This is a genomic window from Ihuprevotella massiliensis, assembly GCA_900095835.1.
Taxonomy (GTDB): Bacteria; Bacteroidota; Bacteroidia; order Bacteroidales; family Bacteroidaceae; genus Alloprevotella; species Alloprevotella massiliensis.
The window spans coordinates 678,159-698,708 of the sequence record LT608321.1; the positions used below are offsets into that span (position 1 = coordinate 678,159).

The following is a 20,550-nucleotide window of genomic DNA, read 5'->3' on the forward strand; positions in this document are numbered from 1 at the left end:
CTACACAAGTGGTGCTGAATGAAACGCAACACCACGCGATTGTAGATGATGTATTCACCCTTACTGCTAATGTAATGCCCGAAAAGGCAGCACAATACGTGGTTTGGACGATGGATAGAACTGACATCCTCCAAGACTTGGGTGAAGGTAAGTTCAAAGCCTTGAAAGCTGGAGAAGTGATCATCACCGCTACTGCACAAGATGGTAGCGGAATGAAGGCTACATGCCGCGTGGTGGTTAAGAATCCGATGGCTACACAAGTGGTACTGAACAAAACTCAGCATAATGCGATTGTAGATGATGTATTCACCCTTACCGCTAAAGTAATGCCCGAAAAGGCAGCACAAAACGTGGTTTGGACGATGGATAAAACCAACACTCTCCAAGATTTAGGCAATGGCAAGTTCAAAGCCTTGAAAGCTGGAGAAGTGACCATCACTGCTACTGCACAAGATGGTAGCGGAATGAAGGCTACATGCCACGTGGTGGTTAAGAATCCGATGGCTACACAAGTGGTGCTGAATGAAACGCAACACCACGCGATTGTAGATGATGTATTCACCCTTACTGCTAATGTAATGCCCGAAAAGGCAGCACAATACGTGGTTTGGACGATGGATAGAACTGACATCCTCCAAGACTTGGGTGAAGGTAAGTTCAAAGCCTTGAAAGCTGGAGAAGTGATCATCACCGCTACTGCACAAGATGGTAGCGGAATGAAGGCTACATGCCGCGTGGTGGTTAAGAATCCGATGGCTACACAAGTGGTACTGAACAAAACTCAGCATAATGCGATTGTAGATGATGTATTCACCCTTACCGCTAAAGTAATGCCCGAAAAGGCAGCACAAAACGTGGTTTGGACGATGGATAAAACCAACACTCTCCAAGATTTAGGCAATGGCAAGTTCAAAGCCTTGAAAGCTGGAGAAGTGACCATCACTGCTACTGCACAAGATGGTAGCGGAATGAAGGCTACATGCCACGTGGTGGTTAAGAATCCGATGGCTACACAAGTGGTGCTGAATGAAACGCAACACCACGCGATTGTAGATGATGTATTCACCCTTACTGCTAATGTAATGCCCGAAAAGGCAGCACAATACGTGGTTTGGACGATGGATAGAACTGACATCCTCCAAGACTTGGGTGAAGGTAAGTTCAAAGCCTTGAAAGCTGGAGAAGTGATCATCACCGCTACTGCACAAGATGGTAGCGGAATGAAGGCTACATGCCGCGTGGTGGTTAAGAATCCGATGGCTACACAAGTGGTACTGAACAAAACTCAGCATAATGCGATTGTAGATGATGTATTCACCCTTACCGCTAAAGTAATGCCCGAAAAGGCAGCACAAAACGTGGTTTGGACGATGGATAAAACCAACACTCTCCAAGATTTAGGCAATGGCAAGTTCAAAGCCTTGAAAGCTGGAGAAGTGACCATCACTGCTACTGCACAAGATGGTAGCGGAATGAAGGCTACATGCCACGTGGTGGTTAAGAATCCGATGGCTACACAAGTGGTGCTGAATGAAACGCAACACCACGCGATTGTAGATGATGTATTCACCCTTACTGCTAATGTAATGCCCGAAAAGGCAGCACAATACGTGGTTTGGACGATGGATAGAACTGACATCCTCCAAGACTTGGGTGAAGGTAAGTTCAAAGCCTTGAAAGCTGGAGAAGTGATCATCACCGCTACTGCACAAGATGGTAGCGGAATGAAGGCTACATGCCGCGTGGTGGTTAAGAATCCGATGGCTACACAAGTGGTACTGAACAAAACTCAGCATAATGCGATTGTAGATGATGTATTCACTCTTACCGCTAAAGTAATGCCCGAAAAGGCAGCACAAAACGTGGTTTGGACGATGGACAAAACCAACATCCTCCAAGATTTGGGCGAGGGAAAGTTCAAAGCCTTGAAAACTGGAGAAGTCACCATCACTGCTACTGCACAAGATGGTAGCGGAATGAAGGCTACATGCCGCGTGGTGGTTAAGAATCCGAAGGCTACACAAGTGGTGCTGAATGCTTCCAATAAGTTTGTTTATGTGGAAGAAATCTTTACACTCAACGCCAACATATTACCCGAAAAGGCAGTACAGAAGGTAAACTGGGAACTGAGTAATGCTACGATAGTCGAATCTTTAGGTGACGGTCGCTTCCTTGCCTTGAGAGAAGGTAGAACCACTATTACCGCTGTGGCTACTGATGGCAGTGGAGTACGTGCAGTGTGTCACGTGGTGGTACAAGCAAAGAAACCCGTGGTGCCAGAAATACCCAAAGCAACAGAAGTTGTGCTTGATTCTTTACAACGCACAGTGCACGCTGAGGAAGAATTTACGCTGATTGCTAAAGTAATGCCCGAGCAGGCAGTACAAAAAGTGGTTTGGACGATGGATAAAACAGACATTCTCCAAGACTTGGGCGAAGGTAAATTCAAAGCTCTGAAAACTGGTGTAGTGACTATCACAGCCACTGCACAAGATGGTAGCGGAGTGAAGGCAACATGCCATGTGACTGTGATACCTCCAACGACATTAGACCTCAAAAAAACTGATGTACGCCATAGCCTGCACTGGGAAGGCGCAACCTTAGTTTTGCGCGGCGCAAAACCTGGTTCTATTGTTCGAGTTTATTCGATGAAGGGTAAGAAGTTACACCAATTAGTGACAACAGATTCAGAAGTCCGCATTGACTTTGGACTGTGGCAGGGAGTGTATCTCCTAGAAACCAATGATGGCTTCCGCCGAAAGGTAGTACGCTAATAAAGGGATTGCCCTAGAGCCACAGAGTTTCTTTGTACTAACAAAACTATTTTTATCATGACCGCACCAAGCATCGCGTCTTGGTGCGGTCATTTGCGCATAAAACCATCAGTGAGAAAGGGGCATTCTGCTCATTTAGATTTTTCAAATCTTCCTCTAAAAGTAGAGATTACAGAAGAAAATACAGACAAACTGCGATACTTCCCCTTTTTTTTCGTAACTTTGCAGTTGATTATAATGGGATTAGTCTACACTGTTGCAGACAAAACCCCAAACAAAACCATTCGTAATGAGCGCAAAGAAGATATTGTACATCACCCAAGAGATTTTCCCCTATGTACCTGAGTCGCAAATGGCAACAGCAGGACGCGAATTGCCACAGGCTATCCAAGAAAAGGGCTACGAAATTCGTACCTTTATGCCTAGATGGGGAAACATCAACGAACGTCGCAACCAGTTGCACGAAGTGATTCGCCTCTCGGGCATGAACATTATCATCGATGATACAGATCACCCTCTTATCATCAAGGTGGCTTCTATTCAAGCTGCTCGCATGCAGGTGTATTTCATCGACAACGATGATTTCTTCCACAAGCGTGAAATGCGCACTGACAATGAGGGTAATGAATATGAAGACAACGCTGAACGTGCCATTTTCTATGCACGCGGTGTACTCGAAACTGTGAAGAAGCTCCGCTGGGTGCCCGATGTAATCCACTGCCAAGGCTGGATTTCGTCTATCGTGCCACTCTACATCAAGCAAGCTTTCAATGATTCTCCCTCGTTCGCGAACACAAAAGTGGTGTATTCTTCCTACGAAGATACCACCACACTTGCACCAACCAACAACTTTGCAGAATGTGTGAACTTGCGCGAAGCAACTCCAGAATTGATAGCACAAACTGGCATCGATTTCACCAAGCCTCATGCACTTGAGCAACTCGCAGTTCATTTCAGTGACGGCTTCATCCAAGAAGGAAAAGTAGATGCACTCACAGAACACGCCGAAAAAAGCGGTATCCCCGTGCTTGCTACTAATGGTGGAACTCCCTCATTGGAGGAATATGAAGCCTTCTACCAACAAGTGTTTGGCGAAGGCGAACAATAACCCGCCCATCCTGCCGTTATAGAAGGGTGCAACGAATGGTTGTGCATCCAATGGTTATGCACAATTTCTAGTTCTCCTGATTCTGAAACTCCCACACCACTCAATAGTTTATGAAGGCTTATCTCTCTCTTTGTGCCTTACTCTTTGGCGCAGCAGCCCTCACCACTGCTTGTAATGAAGACACCACTAGTTTGGGTGCCGACATCATGCCCGAAGCGGACAAGGTGTTCACCGAACAACTGACGGTGAAAGTTCCTACGCAGACCGTGAAAACGGGAGCTATCGCAGCACGCACCAATAATAGTTATCTAGGTAGCGTGATTGATCCTGTCACCAACATCCGCACCACCAACGGATTTGTGTCGCAATTCTTCATTCCAGAAGTGACACTTTTTCCAGCACGCGAAAAGATGATGACGGACCAGAGTGGAAATATCGTGGCAGACTCATGCTCCATGACGTTTTGGCATGTCAACTACTTTGGCGATTCCCTTGCCACCATGAAGGTGACCGCCCAAGAGATTGACACCGAAAAGACACCCAACGGCAACACGACCTACTACACCAACCTCAACCCAGAGGAATGGTTGAAACAAGGAGGAGAACAACAAACTGCTTCTTACTCCATCTTTGACCAAACGCAACCTAAAGCGCAGGTGGAAAACAAAGCGAACTATCGTTATTTCAACATCCGCCTTTCTAAGGAGTTTGCACAGCGCATCTTGAATGCCTACTACGAGCATCCAGAGTACTTCAAAGATAGCTATGCCTTTGCTCACCACGTGCTTGGTGGTTTCTATCTCAAACACGCAGGTGGTTTGGGAGCTATGGTGCAAGCAGAGCATTTAGCCCTCAATTTGTTCTATCGTTTCCGCCCAGATGTGGCAAATCATCCCGATAGTATCATCTCTGATGTGCAAGTACTCACCTCTACTGAGGAAGTGATTCAAACGTCTCGCATCGAAAATGAGATTCCATCAAGTTTGCTTGACAACACAAAGGATTTCACCTACGTCAAATCGCCTACTGCATTGCACACGGAAGCAGTGCTTCCCATTGACGACATCGTAGCGAACGGACACTACAGTGACTCTATCAACAGTGCTCGACTTTATCTGCGCACTATAGCTGAAGAGAGCACCACGCAGAAGTTGCAAGAAGCACCACCCTATCTCGTGATGATGCGTGTTGCTGATTTTGAAACCTTCTTCGAAAAGAACCAGCTTCCCAACGGACGCACCTCTTTTTATGCCGCTTTGGACAGCAAAGGTAGCAGCAAACAAAAAGCTACCAAAAGTTATCCATTTACCAACATCGCGCCCCTCCTCACGATTATGCGCAATGAGCGTGATGCAGGCGCAGGAGTGCTAGCTACAGACTCTGAAGCTACTCGCAAAGCCAAATGGGCAGCTTGGGAACAAAAGAATCCCAACTGGAATCGCGTAGCTATCGTTCCCGCTACCCCTGTGTACGTCACGACAACAGATCCTTTGACAGGCAAGCCCATCAAAACCTTGGCTCGCTTGAACTATGCTTTCGGACTCTATGGAGTACGTCTGGCAGGTGGCCAGACCAACGGCGTAGACCTTTCTGTGATATACAGTCGCTTCAACAACTAATCTCTTCCAAAGGGACGCAAGTAATTGTGTCCCTTTACTTTTGTTCAAACCTAGGAAAAGAATAGACAGCAACAAGAAGCTCACACACTTGCGTATCAAGATGGAAATATAGAAAACAAAGCACAAAGGGCACACCCCACTTCTATGTAGTTTTATGATTCTCCATAACCACCACCCTTCCGCATAATTAGAGAATCATGATGATACAACACGAAGTGCAACCCTATGTAGCTTTTTGACGCTCCACAACCACCAAAATCCATCCTTGATACTTCGGTTACCTCTATACTAGGTTCCATCGTTTCTGCTCCATCTCCTCCTTTTAACACTCACCCTTTTCATCATTTTGTCATGCGCGCGCTCGTTTTTGCTGCAGGTCTTGGCACTCGCCTTCGTCCTCTCACCGACACCATGCCCAAAGCCATGGTTCCCGTTTGTGGAAAACCTCTATTGCACCACACCATCTCTCGACTCGTTGCAGCGGGTGCCACTGAAATCGTGGTGAATGTGCACCATTTTGCAGAACAAATCATCGACTATGTGGCGCAACATGATTGGGATGTCCCTATTCGCATCTCCGATGAGCGCAAACTTCTCCTCAACACCGGTGGAGGTCTGCGCCAAGCTCTCGCGCTATTTTCCCCTTCCGACGAACCGATTCTCATTCATAATGTAGATATTTTGAGCAATGCAGATCTCAGAGCATTGTACCACGAAGTACTGCAATCACAAGCCGACGCCCTCTTGTTGGTGAGTGAGCGTAAGACAGAGCGTTATCTTCTATTTGACGACAACCACCGCTTAATGGGATGGGAAAACATCGCCACCCACGAAGTGCGCTCACCCAACCCAGAGCTCATCCCAAGCAACTATCACCACTTCGCGTTCTCGGGCATCCACTTTGTCTCCCCACGTTTGGCAACAGCCCTCTCTTCCTATCCGGAGGCATTCCCCATCATGGATTTTTACCTCAACGAGTGCCAGCATTTCCACTTTCAAGCGAAGGTAGCACAAGATCTACACCTCCTCGATGTGGGAAAACTCGACACCCTCAGCGCTGCCGAAGCATTCTTGCAAGCAGAAGACAATCTATAGGTCATGCAACTTTGAGAAAACACTTCTCTCGTTTTGCGATAAGAAAACTCCTCTTACAAGCCGAATTCTGCCAAGTAAAATTATCACAATGCACCAAAAAGCAACCTTTCTGGTAGAAAAACTAAAAAAAAAGGCTCCATCATTTGGTCGTTTCAGAAAAAGCTCTTACCTTTGCACTGCGTTTGAGAGATAACGCCACTGCAATACCTTCTACGTAAGGCGAAAGTACTTAAGAAGGCAGTGAAACGCGGAAATAGCTCAGTTGGTAGAGCACAACCTTGCCAAGGTTGGGGTCGCGAGTTCGAGTCTCGTTTTCCGCTCACATTTGGACAAGTTGAATCACTTCCAAGCCCAGGTGGCGGAATGGTAGACGCGCTCGTTTCAGGTGCGAGTGTTTCACGACGTGCAGGTTCGAGTCCTGTTCTGGGCACAAGAATCGCATAAGGTTCAACACGACAAACTTGTGGTTGAGTTCCCCCTTACTCAACAATGTAAACACAAGAAAAGAAAGAATGGAGAGGTGGCGGAATTGGTAGACGCGCTACTTTGAGGGGGTAGTGTCAATTGCGACGTGGGAGTTCGAGTCTCCTCCTCTTCACATTCTGCGGAAATAGCTCAGTTGGTAGAGCACAACCTTGCCAAGGTTGGGGTCGCGAGTTCGAGTCTCGTTTTCCGCTCTATAGTTTAAGACTATCCTCTTTTGGATAGTCTTTTTTTGTGCCCAATATTAACTATGCTACGCACTCCGCTTTTCGCCTTTTATCCCACATAGCAAAGAAAACTTTCAAGATGAAGAAAGGTATATTATTGAGAGAATATTTTGCTACCACTGATTTTCAAACTAAAACTCCCAACATTCTATTAGAAAAAAGGAAAATCGAGAGAGGTTAGTGCCTAGCACCCTGAAAGTAATCTCTACACCTTTACATCTTTCCCTCTAAAGTCAGTCACGTATTGATGATTTTATAGTGGTCAACATTGCATTTTTGCTGCAAAAAAACACGTCATTTCGAAAGAAGTTTGTACTTTTGAGGACGAAACGTTATCATGTCAGAACATAGGCATCTTAAATAATACCGATAAAAAGACTAACGAAATATGGTTATCCACTTCCAACTTAATTACCTCACACAATGGGGAGAACACATTGCAGTTGAAATAGATGGCAATGCGAATAACCCTGTTGTTTTATCTACAGAGGATGGCAAACAGTGGGAAACAACTGTCAAATTGCCTCATCGACACGCAGGAGAATTGGTCACCTACCGCTATAGCGTATGGCGCGGCACACAACGCGTGCGTCAAGAACGTGGAGCACAACGCCACATCATTCACGCAGAAAGCCAAGTCGAAGCCGCCTATTTTGCGACTGACAATTGGCGCGACCTTCCACAACATAATGCTCTCTTCTCACTTGCCTTTTCTGGTGACTTTGGAGCAGAACATCCTGCTAGCGCTTCACTAGCCAAATCTACTTATACTCTTCGAGTTCTTTGCCCCACCCTTCGTCAGCGTGGGCTTAAACTCGCTCTTGTCGGAGAAAGCAAGGCACTCGGTGCGTGGAATCCTGCTGAAGCTATCGTTCTTGAAGAGGTTGCAGCCAACCACTGGCAACTCACACTTGACACCAAACAACTGGAACCGTCAAGCGACTACAAATTTGTTACTCTCAACAGCACAGGGAAGGTGGAAGAATGGGAAGGTGGAAATAATCGACAACTCCTACTTCCTCAACTAGACGAAGGAGTACATTTCTTTGCTCCAGAAATAGAAGTTTACTTCTCTAACATCCACCCACGCATTGCAGGAACTGCCGTTCCTGTTTTCTCCCTTCGCAGTGAGGGCAGTCAGGGCGTGGGCGACTTTGGAGATTTGAAACACATGGTGGATTGGGCAGTTGCAACCAAACAGAAAGCGCTGCAAATTCTTCCCATCAACGACACCACTATCACAGGAACCTGGGTAGACTCATATCCCTACAACTCCATCTCTATCTACGCTTTCCATCCCATGTACGTAGACTTAAGAGAGGTGCCCAAATTGAATAATGCACAGAAGCAAGCTCAATTCGATAAAGAATTCCGCGAGCTCAATGCACTTCCACAAGTGGACTACGATCGCGTCAATAAGACGAAGCGAGACTACTTGTTGCTTGCATTTAGAGAAAGTGGTAAGCAATTGCTAGAAACTCAAGAGTTCAAGATATTCTTAGACAAGAATTCCCATTGGCTCCGTCCTTATGCCGCCTTCTCTTATTTGCGCGACAAGTTTGGTACTCCGGACTTCAGTAAGTGGCCCGAACATTCCACCTACGATAAAGTTGCGATAGAACAACTCTGTTCNCAGCGAATTGCCCAAAGCAGTTCGCTTTTTCGTTTTTCATCACAATAGAGGCTTTTTTCTCCATTTTCTGTACTATCCAAATCGCACCACAGCTGAGAAACTAATCAATGTAATAGAGAAAGAATAACCTACCCTAAGCAACTACTACGCCTATTATGAACATTTACGCTCGCTATTTTGACAACGAAATTGTAGTTCACAGCCCTGACGAACTGTTTAATTTCTTAGCTTCGCTGCAGGATATCAATGTAGACGACCGACTTGTTGAGGAACTTACCGCATATATCAACAGCGATATCACCTACCCCAAGCGATACAAAGTGCGTCCTCGCGTTTACTTTATCCTCATCAAGACTACTGCCGATAGTTTGGAAGAGTTTAAAGCCAACAACAAGAATGCCAACGCACAGTCTCACGAAGGATATCCTGCACCACCCTTGCGCAAAGACCCACGACTTAACGCCTTGGAAGAAGAAAACGAAGGTTGGTATTTTGGAAGAGTCAATTTCAAGCGCGTAATTCTCATTCCTGGAACGCAAAAGTTCCAATACCGTGACACTTCATTTGCTGCTTACGTTCGTGCCATTTCTGCCAAAGATTGCTATGATCGCATGATAGAACACCTCAAGAATCGACAAGACGTAGATCCACGTAGCCAATTCCCTTCTGCGAGAGGTGCAAACTTCACCTATGAATTTGTTGGAGATAGCGTTCCCGTTCGTCAAGAACAAAGCAACTAATACTGTTGCATTCGCTCTAAAGTACACATATTTCTCCGTTAAGAAACGACATTCCTAGCATCGAACAAGACTAACAAAAAGGCTCCTCCTTATTCCATCGAACAAGGAGGAGCCTTATTTATAGACAAGCCATTAGTTACTTGCCATACGTATAATCGAGTAGGGGCACAACACAGCAGCAGATTTCGCAGGAATCACAAAGCGTTGAGGTACAGCTTCGCCATTATCAGAACGCTGAATTTCATTAGAATCCACCGCATTGCAGCGAGCATCAACGCCAAGTCCCATCATTAGTAGATAGTCACTGCTAGGGAGCAACACAATTTCTGGTTGGTCACCCAAATTGACGGCAACAACGTAATCTAGTTCGTGACGTTCATACAGACTCTTGCCATTGATGCGGAAAACAACAGACGTTTCTGAAGAAGGCAAGAAACTCACATACTCACGCACCTTTTGAGCATCCCCCAGACTAAAAGCTAAGTCTGCACTGCGCAGTTCCATCAATTCACGATAGTATGCATAGACCTCTTTGTGCGAATCACGACGACTCCAATCAATGGTGTTGATAGAATCTGGCGACTTATAAGAATTGTGCACCATCTTCTTGTCGCGGAAGAGTTCTTCACCAGCTTGAATGAAAGGCACACCTTGAGAGGTGAATACTAAGGTCTGTGCCAAAAGATTCAAACGCACCAATTCTTCTTCACAAAGGTTGGGAATCGAATTCTTGATACGGTCGTTCAAACACATATCATCATGGCAAGACACATAAGTAATCAATTGGTGAGGTTGCTCAGCCCAAGGAGACTTGCTGTAGTTCACCTTGCTATAATCCACTTGAGGGTGAGGAATACCGCCCACGATGCCCATTTTCACACTCTCTTTATTGCCTAGCAAGCCAGCAAGCATAGCCGGTTGTTTGTCATTACTGAAAGGACCACGCAGCGCATCACGCAATTCGTCACTAAAAGCTGCAATTCCAGGCATGCGATGCACCTCTGCTTTCATCGCCGCATCCCCTTCGGGCAATGCAGGAGCACCAGCCGCCCAACCTTCACCATAGATCAGCACCCTAGGATTGATTTTCTCAGCCGCTTTGCGGATACTGCGCATGGTTTCAATGTCGTGAATTCCCATAAGGTCGAAGCGGAATCCATCGATGTGATATTCCTTCATCCAATACTCCACACTCTCTACCATAAACTTGCGCATCATCGCACGTTCAGAAGCAGTTTCGTTACCGCACCCCGAAGCATCACTCAAACTTCCGTCAGCCTTGTGGCGGAAGAAATAGCCTGGAACCGTACGCTCAAAGTTGGAGCCTTCTGTGTTAAAGGTATGGTTGTACACCACATCGAGCACGACCTTTAGTCCTGCTTCGTGCAGTGCTTGCACCATTTGTTTGAACTCGCGGATGCGCACTTCAGGTTGATAAGGATCTGTGGAATAAGAACCTTCCGGCACGTTATAGTTCAAAGGATCATAACCCCAGTTATATTGCGGAACATCCAATTTCGTTTCATCCACAGAAGCATAGTCAAACGAAGGCAAGATATGCACATAAGAAATGCCCAAACGCTTCAAATGATCCAACCCCGCAGGACTTCCTTGCAGAGTTTTCACTCCTTTTTCGGTCAGTGCTAAAAACTTACCGCGATGCTGAAAGTTCGCATGCTCACTCATACTGAAGTCACGGTGGTGCATCTCATAGATAGCCCCACTTTCAAAAAGGCGATACTGTGGTTTGTCCTTCTCCCATCCTGCAGGATTCGTGTCTTTCAGGTCAATCACAGCCGCGCGCTGTCCGTTCACGCCCACCGCCCGAGCATTGATACCTGGAGTTTCTCCGCGCCACTTACCATCTACTTTTACTTCAAAGGTGTAAAACTTTCCTTTGAGATCACCCTTCACAGGCTTCGACCACGTGCCATCAGCACCTTTATCTAGTTTTAGCGTCTTCCACGCCTTTCCTTCGTGCCCTGTCTTATACAGTCTTAGGCGCACTTGTTCAGCAGTAGGGGCCCAAAGTTGAAATGTCGTAGCCGCAGGAGCATACATCATCTCCAGCCAAGGCGCACTAGGCACGGGCAGACTCTCCCACGCAGTATTGGGTTGTTGTGCAAAAGTCATAAGTGAAGAAAAAGCTAGCGCACTAGCCATTATCAAATTTCTTACCATTATATCTGTATTATTTAGGCGCACTCCCCGTCATCAAACGCATTGACAACATCAGTTATGCCATATTTATATCTTTATTATTACATCCAAAGATAGCAATTTCCACCCTTACCACCAAATTATCCTGACCTAAATGCATAGAAACTGCATTATATTGTAGATTTCGTTTCAGAACAAGCACTCAAAAAGCACAGAAAAGTGCTACAATAGAAGTAAATTTACCTGACATTTCCACTAAAAAGGCTTGATTTCCTCATCATAATGCCAAATTTCGCAGAATATTTTGGTTATATCGACCATATCCTTTACCTTTGCCTTCGTACAACATGGTGTTTTACCGCAAAACATCAACTAATCTTCTCACGCATATGAAAAAGATTTTTCTCTATGCAGCTTTCCTCGGTGCAGTGATTTCCATGGGTAGCTGCGTTAGCAAAAAGGAATTCCAACAACTCAAAGGCGATTACACCAACCTCCAAGGACTCTATAACCAATCACAGGTAGACCTCGCCACAGCACGCACACACGGCAAGAGTCTCGAAGACCGCCTCGCCGATGCACAGCGCGAAAACTCCGAACTCAAACGTCAGCTCTCCGCCCTCCAAGGCTCTCTCGACAAAAGTTTGGTGCAAAACAACCAAGGCAGTATCAACATCTCTAAGCTCGTCGACGAAATCAACGCTTCCAACAAATACATCAAGCAACTTGTGGAGGCTAAGACCAAGAGCGATTCGCTCAACCTTGTGCTCACCAACAACCTCACTCGCTCTCTCTCACGCGACGAACTCCAAGAGGTGGATGTCAAAGTGCTCAAGGGTGTAGTTTATGTATCGCTTGCCGACAATATGCTCTATCGCTCGGGATCCTACGAAGTGAACGACCGTGCAAAGACTACCCTCTCCAAGATTGCTAAAATCCTTGGTGACTACAAGGACTTTGAGGTATTGGTAGAAGGCAACACCGACGATGTGCCCATCACTCGTCCCAACATTCGCAACAACTGGGATCTCTCTGCCCTTCGTGCCTCTAGCGTGGTTCAAGTGTTGCAAAACGACTACGGCATCGCGCCCAACCGTCTCTCTGCAGCCGGTCGTGGTCAATACAATCCCGTGGCTACCAACGACACCGAACTTGGTCGTCAACGCAACCGCCGCACGCAGATCATCATCACACCTAAGCTCGATCAATTCCTCGACTTGATCGACAAGGCTCCTACCACAGAAAAGTAATCCACTTTCCTGTTCCTAAAAAAATCCCCACTTGCCATAGCAGCAAGTGGGGATTTTTAGTTTTTCTTTCAGCATCATTGGTTATTCTGCAAGAAGTTTCTCGATGAGAGCAACTATCTCTTTGTCTTGTTCATGGCTAAAGCCAGTCCAATGTCCACGAACAACACCATGTTTGTCTATTAACACATAAGCAGGGATAGCTTGAACATAATAATCATAGGCGATTTCATTCTCCACTGGTGAATATCGATTCTTTGCAGCCTGCACGTGAATAAAATCATGAATGCCTTCTTTCTGGATAGCAGCTTTCCATTCGTTAACGTCAAAGTAGGGCTGGTCTGCATTCACAGCCAATATTTCAAGACCAGATTTGTGTAGTCTAGGATAAATCAATTTCAGCTCGCGCAAACCTTCCCGACATGGACGACACCAATGTGCCCAAAAATCCATAAGCACAACCTTTCCTCGCAGCTTAGTTAGTTGAAACAATTCTTCTTTAACCACCTTCCCACAAGCATCAAATATCCATCTTTTCGTTGTAAAATCCCGAGCCTTTGCACCCACTTCAATATTACGCATACGGCGCACCATATCACGTAAAGACAACCCTTCTCGAGATTTTTGCAAAGAAATGTCCAAAGAATTCAACAATAATTCCACCGTGTCCACTGGCATCTCCTCATTAGCACTCTGCATCACCAAATCCTCAAAAACTTCCCAACCTTTAGGATGCTCTCTGATATAGCTATTTAATCTTCTTCCCACGTCTACAGGTGAATTCAGACTCCAATAGCGTAAGAATGCCTGGTGTGCTATTTCATGTTTTGACGTACTGCGTGCCTTAACACTCCCTTTCTCTTTTGTCACCACAATACTATCACCATCAAAAGCAAAAAACCGCCCTAAAGTGTCTACATCTATGGCTTGAGGAAAATCTAAATGTAAGTGATAAATACTGCCCAACTTAAAGCTTTGCTTCTTCCAATGTGATTTGTCGTCAAAGTATCTCACCGTTAGAGATTCTCCTTCTGCAGCTACCTTGCTCAAATCCAGTACGCATTGCGACCAAGAGCACGTAAAGCAAGACAAAACGAGAATCGTTGCTAACATACGTTTGCTAAATCCACTCATACTTATCGTATTATATTAAGACTTTGTCTGAGTTCCTCTTCACTCATTTGTCCTACTTTTATTTTCACCAGTTGATGAGATTTGTCATAGAACATCAAAGTGGGGAAACCCTCTGCTTGTTGCTGCTTCATGATGCGCTCTAATTCCGCATCTTTCAGCATGTAGTGCCAACCTCCTTGCTTTCCTTTCATATATTTCCAATCTTCCACTCTCGTCAGACTCGGACTTGTCATGTCTAGGAGTTCCACATTCTCAAACCCCTCTTCTGCAAGCACTTTATAGAGAAGTTTGCTCATCACGGCACAAGGTCCACAAGCACCATACCAGAAATCAACAATCACAGGCTTTCCCTTGTGCTGAGCCAATATCTCTTCCAGGGTTTGAGGTTGCCCTTTTTCTGCACAGTTCACGAAGTGTCCACTTCGTGCTTGCGTTTTTACCTCTTGTTCGTGATACAACAACAAGAGTTTATCCCATTCTCCGCTCGAAAATCCGGTATGGATATTCTGTAGTTGTTGTGCAGTTAATGGTTCACCATTCACCAATTGAAAATAGTAATTGCTAAATGCCATCAAGTCACAAAACAGTTCGTTTGGCTTGTAGGGGATTTTAGCCAATCGACGACGCAATTTTTCTTTCCATTCCGGAATCGGAGTATCTCCTATATTTGCAATTTTCAGTGATTTATCAAGTAAAAGAAAATAGAATAGCTCCACAGTGCCAGGTGAGGCATAGAGGATTTTGTCGTCAAAAACAATATCGCTAAGAAAAGCATAAGCACTAATAGGTGGTATAACCTTTCGAACTTGCATTTCATCCAACATAGAAGCATAATAGTGAATCTTCAACTTATTCACGAGAATCTTCCTATCTTCAGCAGTAGTTCCAGAAGGATAACCACTTATCTTTTTAACAGGGAACTTGGCAATCACTCTTGACTCCTTTCTGGGAAGGTATCGATCATAATCAAACACAAAGGTTTGCCAATCGTAACAATTAAAAACAGAAGAACATCTTGCCCCTTCTGCCTTCAAGTTCTTTTGATTATCTACCCAAACTCTCAAAGTATCATTTTGCGAAAGCAAAACCACCTCTTTTTCCTGGGTATCATCTACATTTAGCACCACACCAGCATGCGCATAAAGCGAATGTAGAGGAATCTCTCCACTTACATTGCCTTCAGCGTCAATACTTAAATCATAAATGTCAGCATTAGAGACAAAGAAATTGTTACACACCACGGTTAAACTTGACTTCATAGCGAGCATTGCAGGCACTTTACCTCGTACCACACATTTTCCTATCTTAATCGCATTGGTAGGTAAGGAAGTTTGCGCATTGCAAATGCAACAGTAGCAGCATAAAATCAGCCACAAAGGGAGAAAAAGAAAGCGTTTCATGGGCTTACGTTGGTTAATAATTAAAGACAATGCAAATATAACAATAAATTTCAAGGTAGAATCAACCGGCAAGGACAAAATTAAACTATTCCTTTGAAGAACTCTGATTTCAGTTTTTCAAAGCTGAGTTTCTGTCTCGATCTGTTATATAGGAGTTTAAGGGGCTATTATACTTCTATATTTCATTATCAACACCATATCCTGCTCTTTTCTATCTATAAAGTTCTTCTACTTTCTGGAAAACAAGCCAATTACACCTCTTTGAATCCATACACAATACGCTTACTTTGGCAATTCCTTAAGAAGAAGCTCACTGAAATAGATGAATATTCTATCAAGCTCATATACCCAAGACTTCACATAAGTCATTTTGTATGCGTCGCTTCCTTCTATTATTCTATCAGACAATATTATTGTTTTAATATGTTGAATTCTCGACATTTGCATTCAAATAGCTCATCGATCGATTTGTAAGTTTGAGCTTTCTCTTGATCAGATGTAATATCAACTAAGCACCTTATACCTAATGCTGACGAATATGTTGTAACATAATAATCAACAACACCATCTTCACGCTTCCAATATGTTACGTCTCCAAGACGATCTTCCAAATGATTACGCCAGTCCATTACATTATTCATTGGATCAAAAACAGGAGAGTACTCTCTTCCTTCCTCAAATTTTTGATTGAGGAACTCTGTCTCTCTATAAAACGATACAGCTCTGTATGTATATCTTCTTGCATCTTTAAGCGAAAGACTTGCCCAAAAGGTATATTCCACTAGCTTGCTTATGTTCCTTTGAAAGTATGGTGCATCTCGCACAAGGCGTATCTCATATTCTGCACTCTCACCATTATTGATGACAGTATCTGAACTCAAAACATAAGAATCGCCATTAGAGAGAACAATATCATTCTTAAAATGGATTATGCTTAGAGATAAAAGAACTAACACCAGAACCGCTGGTAGCTTATTTTTTAATATCATCGGAAACCTCCTTCTATCTTTATTTCTTTTCTCATCGTTGTGATAAATGGTCGTACTTTCAAAATCGGAGTGCAACGATTCATTCGTTTCTTCATAGTTAGAACCTATGTAAAACAGATAGACGTTTTGCAGTTAGATTTTGAAAGTACGCTTGCTACAGAGATTTATTACTCAGAAGCCTTTTTCAATAGGCTTTGTATCCTCTCTATCTTACAAAAGAGAATATCACAGGTTTCTTCTGGAACACCCCGCAAATATCCAGCATCATAGAACATTCTTACCAATTCAAATAGCCAGCGATCAACTAAATGGAACTGCCTTTTGTTTTTATATTCGACTACTTGAATGCTCTTTCTTAGTTCTTCTAATGGATGCAATCTTAGTTTTGTATATAGCGTCTCTTGTACTTCTAATAGAAGACATAAGGCCTCTTGAATAAGCTTATTCGATGTTTTTGAATCCATATTCTTCCGTGCATTATTATTGTTATTCGCATATACTCTTCTAAAGTATATACTTTTCATTTTCCCTCTCTGATTAACTCTTCGATGTCTTTTGGAAATATAATTTCGAGTTTTATCAACAGTTCTAAGAACAATCTGTATGCATTGATTTTAGTGCATAGATTCATCATACCATTTTGTATTTGTATTCTGCTTGCATGTCGTTTGATGCTTTCGAGATAAAAGTGACGCTCTCTTCAGTTTCACTTGTTATCACTGTATCGCATCAGATGAGCCATTTACCATCTTTCTTTAGGTGAATAATCGGAACTTCTTCAAAGATAAACCCTTTTATAGCACTCCATTCTTCCCATATATCAGTTATATCCTCTTCGTTTGCTTTATACATCGGGTCATAACCATGTTTCGGGTAATCGTTTAGACATCTCATAGCCTCTTCTGTGGGAAATAAAAGATACTGATCTCCGTCAATTATACCATCAGCAAAGAAGCAAAGCCCTCTATACTTTGCTAGGGTTCGAATGTGATAGGCTCTGATTGTAGCTTCTGCTTGTATTGGTAGTCTATAAGATACATGTTGAGTATAAAGGCTTCTCTTCTCTATGAAGTGATATTCCTCTATAAGATCTCGATTATGGGTTGAGAATTCATAGCCTCCCGTGACACTTACTATTTTCAATAGATAATCTCCGAGATACCCATATATACCGTTTCTTATTGCTCTATTACTCATTGATTTTGACTGCTCTGAATTTTCGATAGTGTCCCAAATTTGTGTGTAAGCTCCAAAGTCCTTATTTTGTAGTGAACTAAGAAACAATCAATAACAATGGAGCTTACGAAGTCACAAATATCGGAATTATTCTCAACATTTCTATCCTCTGGAGATCGTAGAGGCAACCAGCAAGTGTAAAATTACAATACTCTTTTGTAGAACTCTTTTGGGGGAGTTTCAAAATTAAGTTTTATTGCTGTCCAAATTACCCTGCCCATCAGATTCCCATCGTCCTAAAAGTTTCCTTTTCTCTACCTGTCTCAATGATAGATCTTTAATGACTTCATCCTCTGTTTCTGACGCAAGTTTCTCTAATGCCAAGAGACTTTCAGGCTGTGGCTGAGCTCCGATAGCGTACACAAGGTTACGGATATAAGGATACCTAAAATTCCTATCTTGTAGATATGAGGGTACTTTCTCTAATGCCTTTAGCAGCACTGGAATATTCTCTATACTCTCATTCCATAATGTTTGAAATAATGATACTATATCTTCATGTGAATTATGGAAATCTTCCAACAAAAGAGACCTCATTGGATTTTCATTTGACATACTAAAGTAATTCAGCAAAAAACCAGTTAGGATAACATCTTGTGTGATTTCAATTTCTTTCCTATTGAGTAACAACCTAACAGCCGTGTCAAACATCTCAGAGGTTACCCTTTCTTTCAGCAATAGGTTCCTTTCATCTTTTGCTATTCTCTTAGAATAATACAAATCAAATATACCAGCAATAATACTCAGAATATCCATAATTATTTATTTCCTTTTCTTACGAGCTTAAACTCTATGATATTATCATTAAACAAATCTAAAGCGCGACCTTTTCCTAAGGCTATATTGATTTGATTTCTTTCTAATTTGAATCTTGCAAACTCTTCGCTCCAAGGAGCAATATCTTTGCCCAATGTTGGATACAGTCTTAGTATCTCTCGATGATTTCGGACCGCGACACCAATTTTTTCTAGTTGTTTGATTGTCCCCCTTTTTACCTTGAACTGAACCAAGTACCCCTCGTATTTCTCAGAAAAATCCAAAGTAGGGGATGTAGTGGTCTCACCCGTTCCTAGTACTCTATTCGTTTTTTGAAAGTTCTTCGTAGTGTTCCGAAGATATGGTTCTATAATTCACTAACGACTTCACATTCTCAAACAAGCCTGCGAGCTTTCAAATCAAAGATACCGACTCTGCGGATATTATTCCTGTTCATCTTACATCAACCAATTCCATCAAGTTATTTTTAATACTCTACCAGCCATACGCCATCTTTTTTGAGATAGACAATAGGCTCTACGTCAAATTTGAAGCCCTCTATTGGTTTGCGCTCTTCCCAAATGTCATCTAATTCACTTTCTTCCACATCCAAATGAGGGTCATATCCATGCCAAGCATGGTCTCCCGACATAGTTTGATATTCTATAGATGGATCTAATGTTATAATCCTATCTTCTGTAAGTCCTAAACACTGGCATTTGTAACCTTTATAATTACAAAAACAACTTTTTCTATAGGCGGAATAATCATAATTGTCTCCGTAAGGTAAATACAAACCCAAATAATCATCCTCTTCTTTGTGAAAGCCAAGATCTAAAAACTTGGTGTTTTTAGTGTAGATATGCCAGCATAGATTGTCAAACATGTAGCTGGCATTTATATTTATCCATTCATCAGCAATACATATATATTCGCCACTTTTAAAGTAATCACACTTTTTCCTTTCCATATACTGTTATTTTATTATTACGAATTTACCACTTCTGTATATGGCTCTGAGTTCTTCAGTACCATCATTAAATATTTCCAATATCTCAGTACCGTCTTGAAAATCTATTCTACTTTGGAAATGTCATTCTGGCACTCCAAGTCTTCCTCTTATTTTCAGATACAAACTATGTGAAATAAAAGGATAATCCCAATCATCAAAAGTACCCCCTTAGTGGATAACATTATCTTCAGGAATATCTTTTGATTTGAATCTTATGCCCCCACAACTATTTTTTGAAAGATGAAACTAGATGTACTTGTTTTACTCCTCCACCAACCATACGCCATCTTTTTTTAGATAGACAATAGGCTCTACGTCAAATTTGAAGCCCTCTATTGGAGTACGTTCTTCCCAAATATCCGTTACTTCACTTATAAATTTATCATAAGGAATTTCGATATAATGCTCTCCTTTATCTCGAAAACCTAAGATGTGTATTTGGGTATCTATATCAGGGAATAAAATAATCTTGCCGTTTTTCACAACTTGATTAGGAGTATACTTTCCTCCACAAAATATGCAATAAACATATTTGCGAATGGCTGTGAATTCGTAAACAGATTCACGTGAGAGATACAATTTATAATAATCACCTGATTTTTCAAAGCCTAGGCTTAAAAAAAATGGATCTTTAGTATAAGCTATCCTATACTCATCATCATAGCTAAGTTTCAGCCATCTATCACATATATAGATATAACTACCACTCTTCAAATATTCTATCTCCTTTATTGTCATTTTATTAACTCATTTTACCCTATTGAACTTATCTCCATCAAAAATTGCTCTTAGTTTCTCTGTTCCATCGTTAAATACTTCCCAATGTTCTGCCCTCGTAGAGTCAACCAGCAAGTGCAGAGTTACACTTTTATTTGATACAACTCCGATTTCAGTTTTTCAAAGCTGAGTTTCTGTCTCAATCTGTTATAATAGGAGT

General features: G+C 42.8%; 16 protein-coding genes and 4 tRNA genes. 11 read left to right on the forward strand and 9 right to left on the reverse strand.

Features of this window, described 5'->3' with window-relative positions; genetic code table 11:
* The 10 genes from BQ2633_RS02895 to BQ2633_RS02940 form a co-directional block, all read left to right on the forward strand.
* Positions 1-2,774, forward strand: a 2,774-nt coding sequence (locus tag BQ2633_RS02895; protein ID WP_176720083.1) for an Ig-like domain-containing protein, incomplete at its 5' end; no start/stop codon positions are given.
* A gap of 289 nt (positions 2,775-3,063) precedes the next feature.
* Positions 3,064-3,882, forward strand: coding sequence for a glycogen/starch synthase (locus BQ2633_RS02900; protein WP_075564962.1), 819 nt, complete (start codon positions 3,064-3,066; stop codon positions 3,880-3,882).
* Positions 3,883-3,992: 110 nt separating this feature from the next.
* On the forward strand, positions 3,993-5,501 hold the full coding sequence (locus tag BQ2633_RS02905) for a DUF4270 domain-containing protein (protein ID WP_075564964.1): 1,509 nt from the start codon (positions 3,993-3,995) through the stop codon (positions 5,499-5,501).
* Positions 5,502-5,852: 351 nt separating this feature from the next.
* Complete coding sequence (locus BQ2633_RS02910) at positions 5,853-6,596, forward strand: nucleotidyltransferase family protein (protein WP_075564965.1); 744 nt, start codon at positions 5,853-5,855, stop codon at positions 6,594-6,596.
* A gap of 247 nt (positions 6,597-6,843) precedes the next feature.
* A tRNA-Gly gene (locus BQ2633_RS02915) sits at positions 6,844-6,916 on the forward strand.
* Positions 6,917-6,945: 29 nt separating this feature from the next.
* Positions 6,946-7,026, forward strand: a tRNA-Leu gene (locus BQ2633_RS02920).
* Between the two features lie 84 nt (positions 7,027-7,110).
* Positions 7,111-7,194: transfer RNA gene (locus BQ2633_RS02925), tRNA-Leu, on the forward strand.
* A 6-nt stretch (positions 7,195-7,200) separates the two neighbouring features.
* Positions 7,201-7,273 (forward strand) — tRNA-Gly (locus BQ2633_RS02930).
* Positions 7,274-7,694: 421 nt separating this feature from the next.
* A complete protein-coding gene (locus BQ2633_RS02935; RefSeq protein WP_346048046.1) occupies positions 7,695-8,987 on the forward strand; it encodes a 4-alpha-glucanotransferase in 1,293 nt (430 codons plus the stop codon).
* Positions 8,988-9,094: 107 nt separating this feature from the next.
* A complete protein-coding gene (locus tag BQ2633_RS02940; protein ID WP_075564967.1) occupies positions 9,095-9,679 on the forward strand; it encodes a hypothetical protein in 585 nt (194 codons plus the stop codon).
* Between the two features lie 132 nt (positions 9,680-9,811).
* Here the strand turns inward: BQ2633_RS02940 and pulA are convergent, their stop codons facing one another.
* Complete coding sequence (gene pulA / locus BQ2633_RS02945) at positions 9,812-11,812, reverse strand: type I pullulanase (RefSeq protein ID WP_428829832.1); 2,001 nt, start codon at positions 11,810-11,812, stop codon at positions 9,812-9,814.
* A 416-nt stretch (positions 11,813-12,228) separates the two neighbouring features.
* Between pulA and BQ2633_RS02950 the strand changes: the two genes are divergently transcribed.
* Positions 12,229-13,089, forward strand: coding sequence for an OmpA/MotB family protein (locus tag BQ2633_RS02950; protein ID WP_075564971.1), 861 nt, complete (start codon positions 12,229-12,231; stop codon positions 13,087-13,089).
* An 81-nt stretch (positions 13,090-13,170) separates the two neighbouring features.
* Here the strand turns inward: BQ2633_RS02950 and BQ2633_RS02955 are convergent, their stop codons facing one another.
* The 8 genes from BQ2633_RS02955 to BQ2633_RS02995 form a co-directional block, all read right to left on the reverse strand.
* Entirely contained in the window at positions 13,171-14,220 is a 1,050-nt protein-coding gene (locus tag BQ2633_RS02955) for a peroxiredoxin family protein (protein WP_075564973.1), read from the reverse strand.
* A 2-nt stretch (positions 14,221-14,222) separates the two neighbouring features.
* Positions 14,223-15,620: a TlpA family protein disulfide reductase gene (locus tag BQ2633_RS02960; RefSeq protein WP_141700119.1), complete on the reverse strand. Its 1,398-nt coding sequence runs from the start codon at positions 15,618-15,620 to the stop codon at positions 14,223-14,225.
* Between the two features lie 410 nt (positions 15,621-16,030).
* Positions 16,031-16,609 (reverse strand): hypothetical protein, encoded by a 579-nt coding sequence (locus BQ2633_RS02965; RefSeq protein WP_141700120.1) that lies wholly within the window; start codon positions 16,607-16,609, stop codon positions 16,031-16,033.
* 167 nt (positions 16,610-16,776) lie between these two features.
* On the reverse strand, positions 16,777-17,073 hold the full coding sequence (locus BQ2633_RS02970) for a hypothetical protein (RefSeq protein WP_346048050.1): 297 nt from the start codon (positions 17,071-17,073) through the stop codon (positions 16,777-16,779).
* Positions 17,074-17,338: 265 nt separating this feature from the next.
* Positions 17,339-17,806, reverse strand: a complete 468-nt coding sequence (locus BQ2633_RS02975) for a hypothetical protein (RefSeq protein WP_075564981.1) — start codon at positions 17,804-17,806, stop codon at positions 17,339-17,341.
* 225 nt (positions 17,807-18,031) lie between these two features.
* Entirely contained in the window at positions 18,032-18,601 is a 570-nt protein-coding gene (locus BQ2633_RS02980) for a hypothetical protein (protein WP_075564983.1), read from the reverse strand.
* Between the two features lie 487 nt (positions 18,602-19,088).
* Positions 19,089-19,571: a hypothetical protein gene (locus BQ2633_RS02990; RefSeq protein ID WP_075564987.1), complete on the reverse strand. Its 483-nt coding sequence runs from the start codon at positions 19,569-19,571 to the stop codon at positions 19,089-19,091.
* Between the two features lie 303 nt (positions 19,572-19,874).
* Positions 19,875-20,351 carry a hypothetical protein gene (locus tag BQ2633_RS02995; protein WP_075564989.1) on the reverse strand — a complete coding sequence of 159 codons (477 nt, stop codon included), beginning with the start codon at positions 20,349-20,351 and terminating at the stop codon, positions 19,875-19,877.
* Positions 20,352-20,550: the final 199 nt, after the last annotated feature.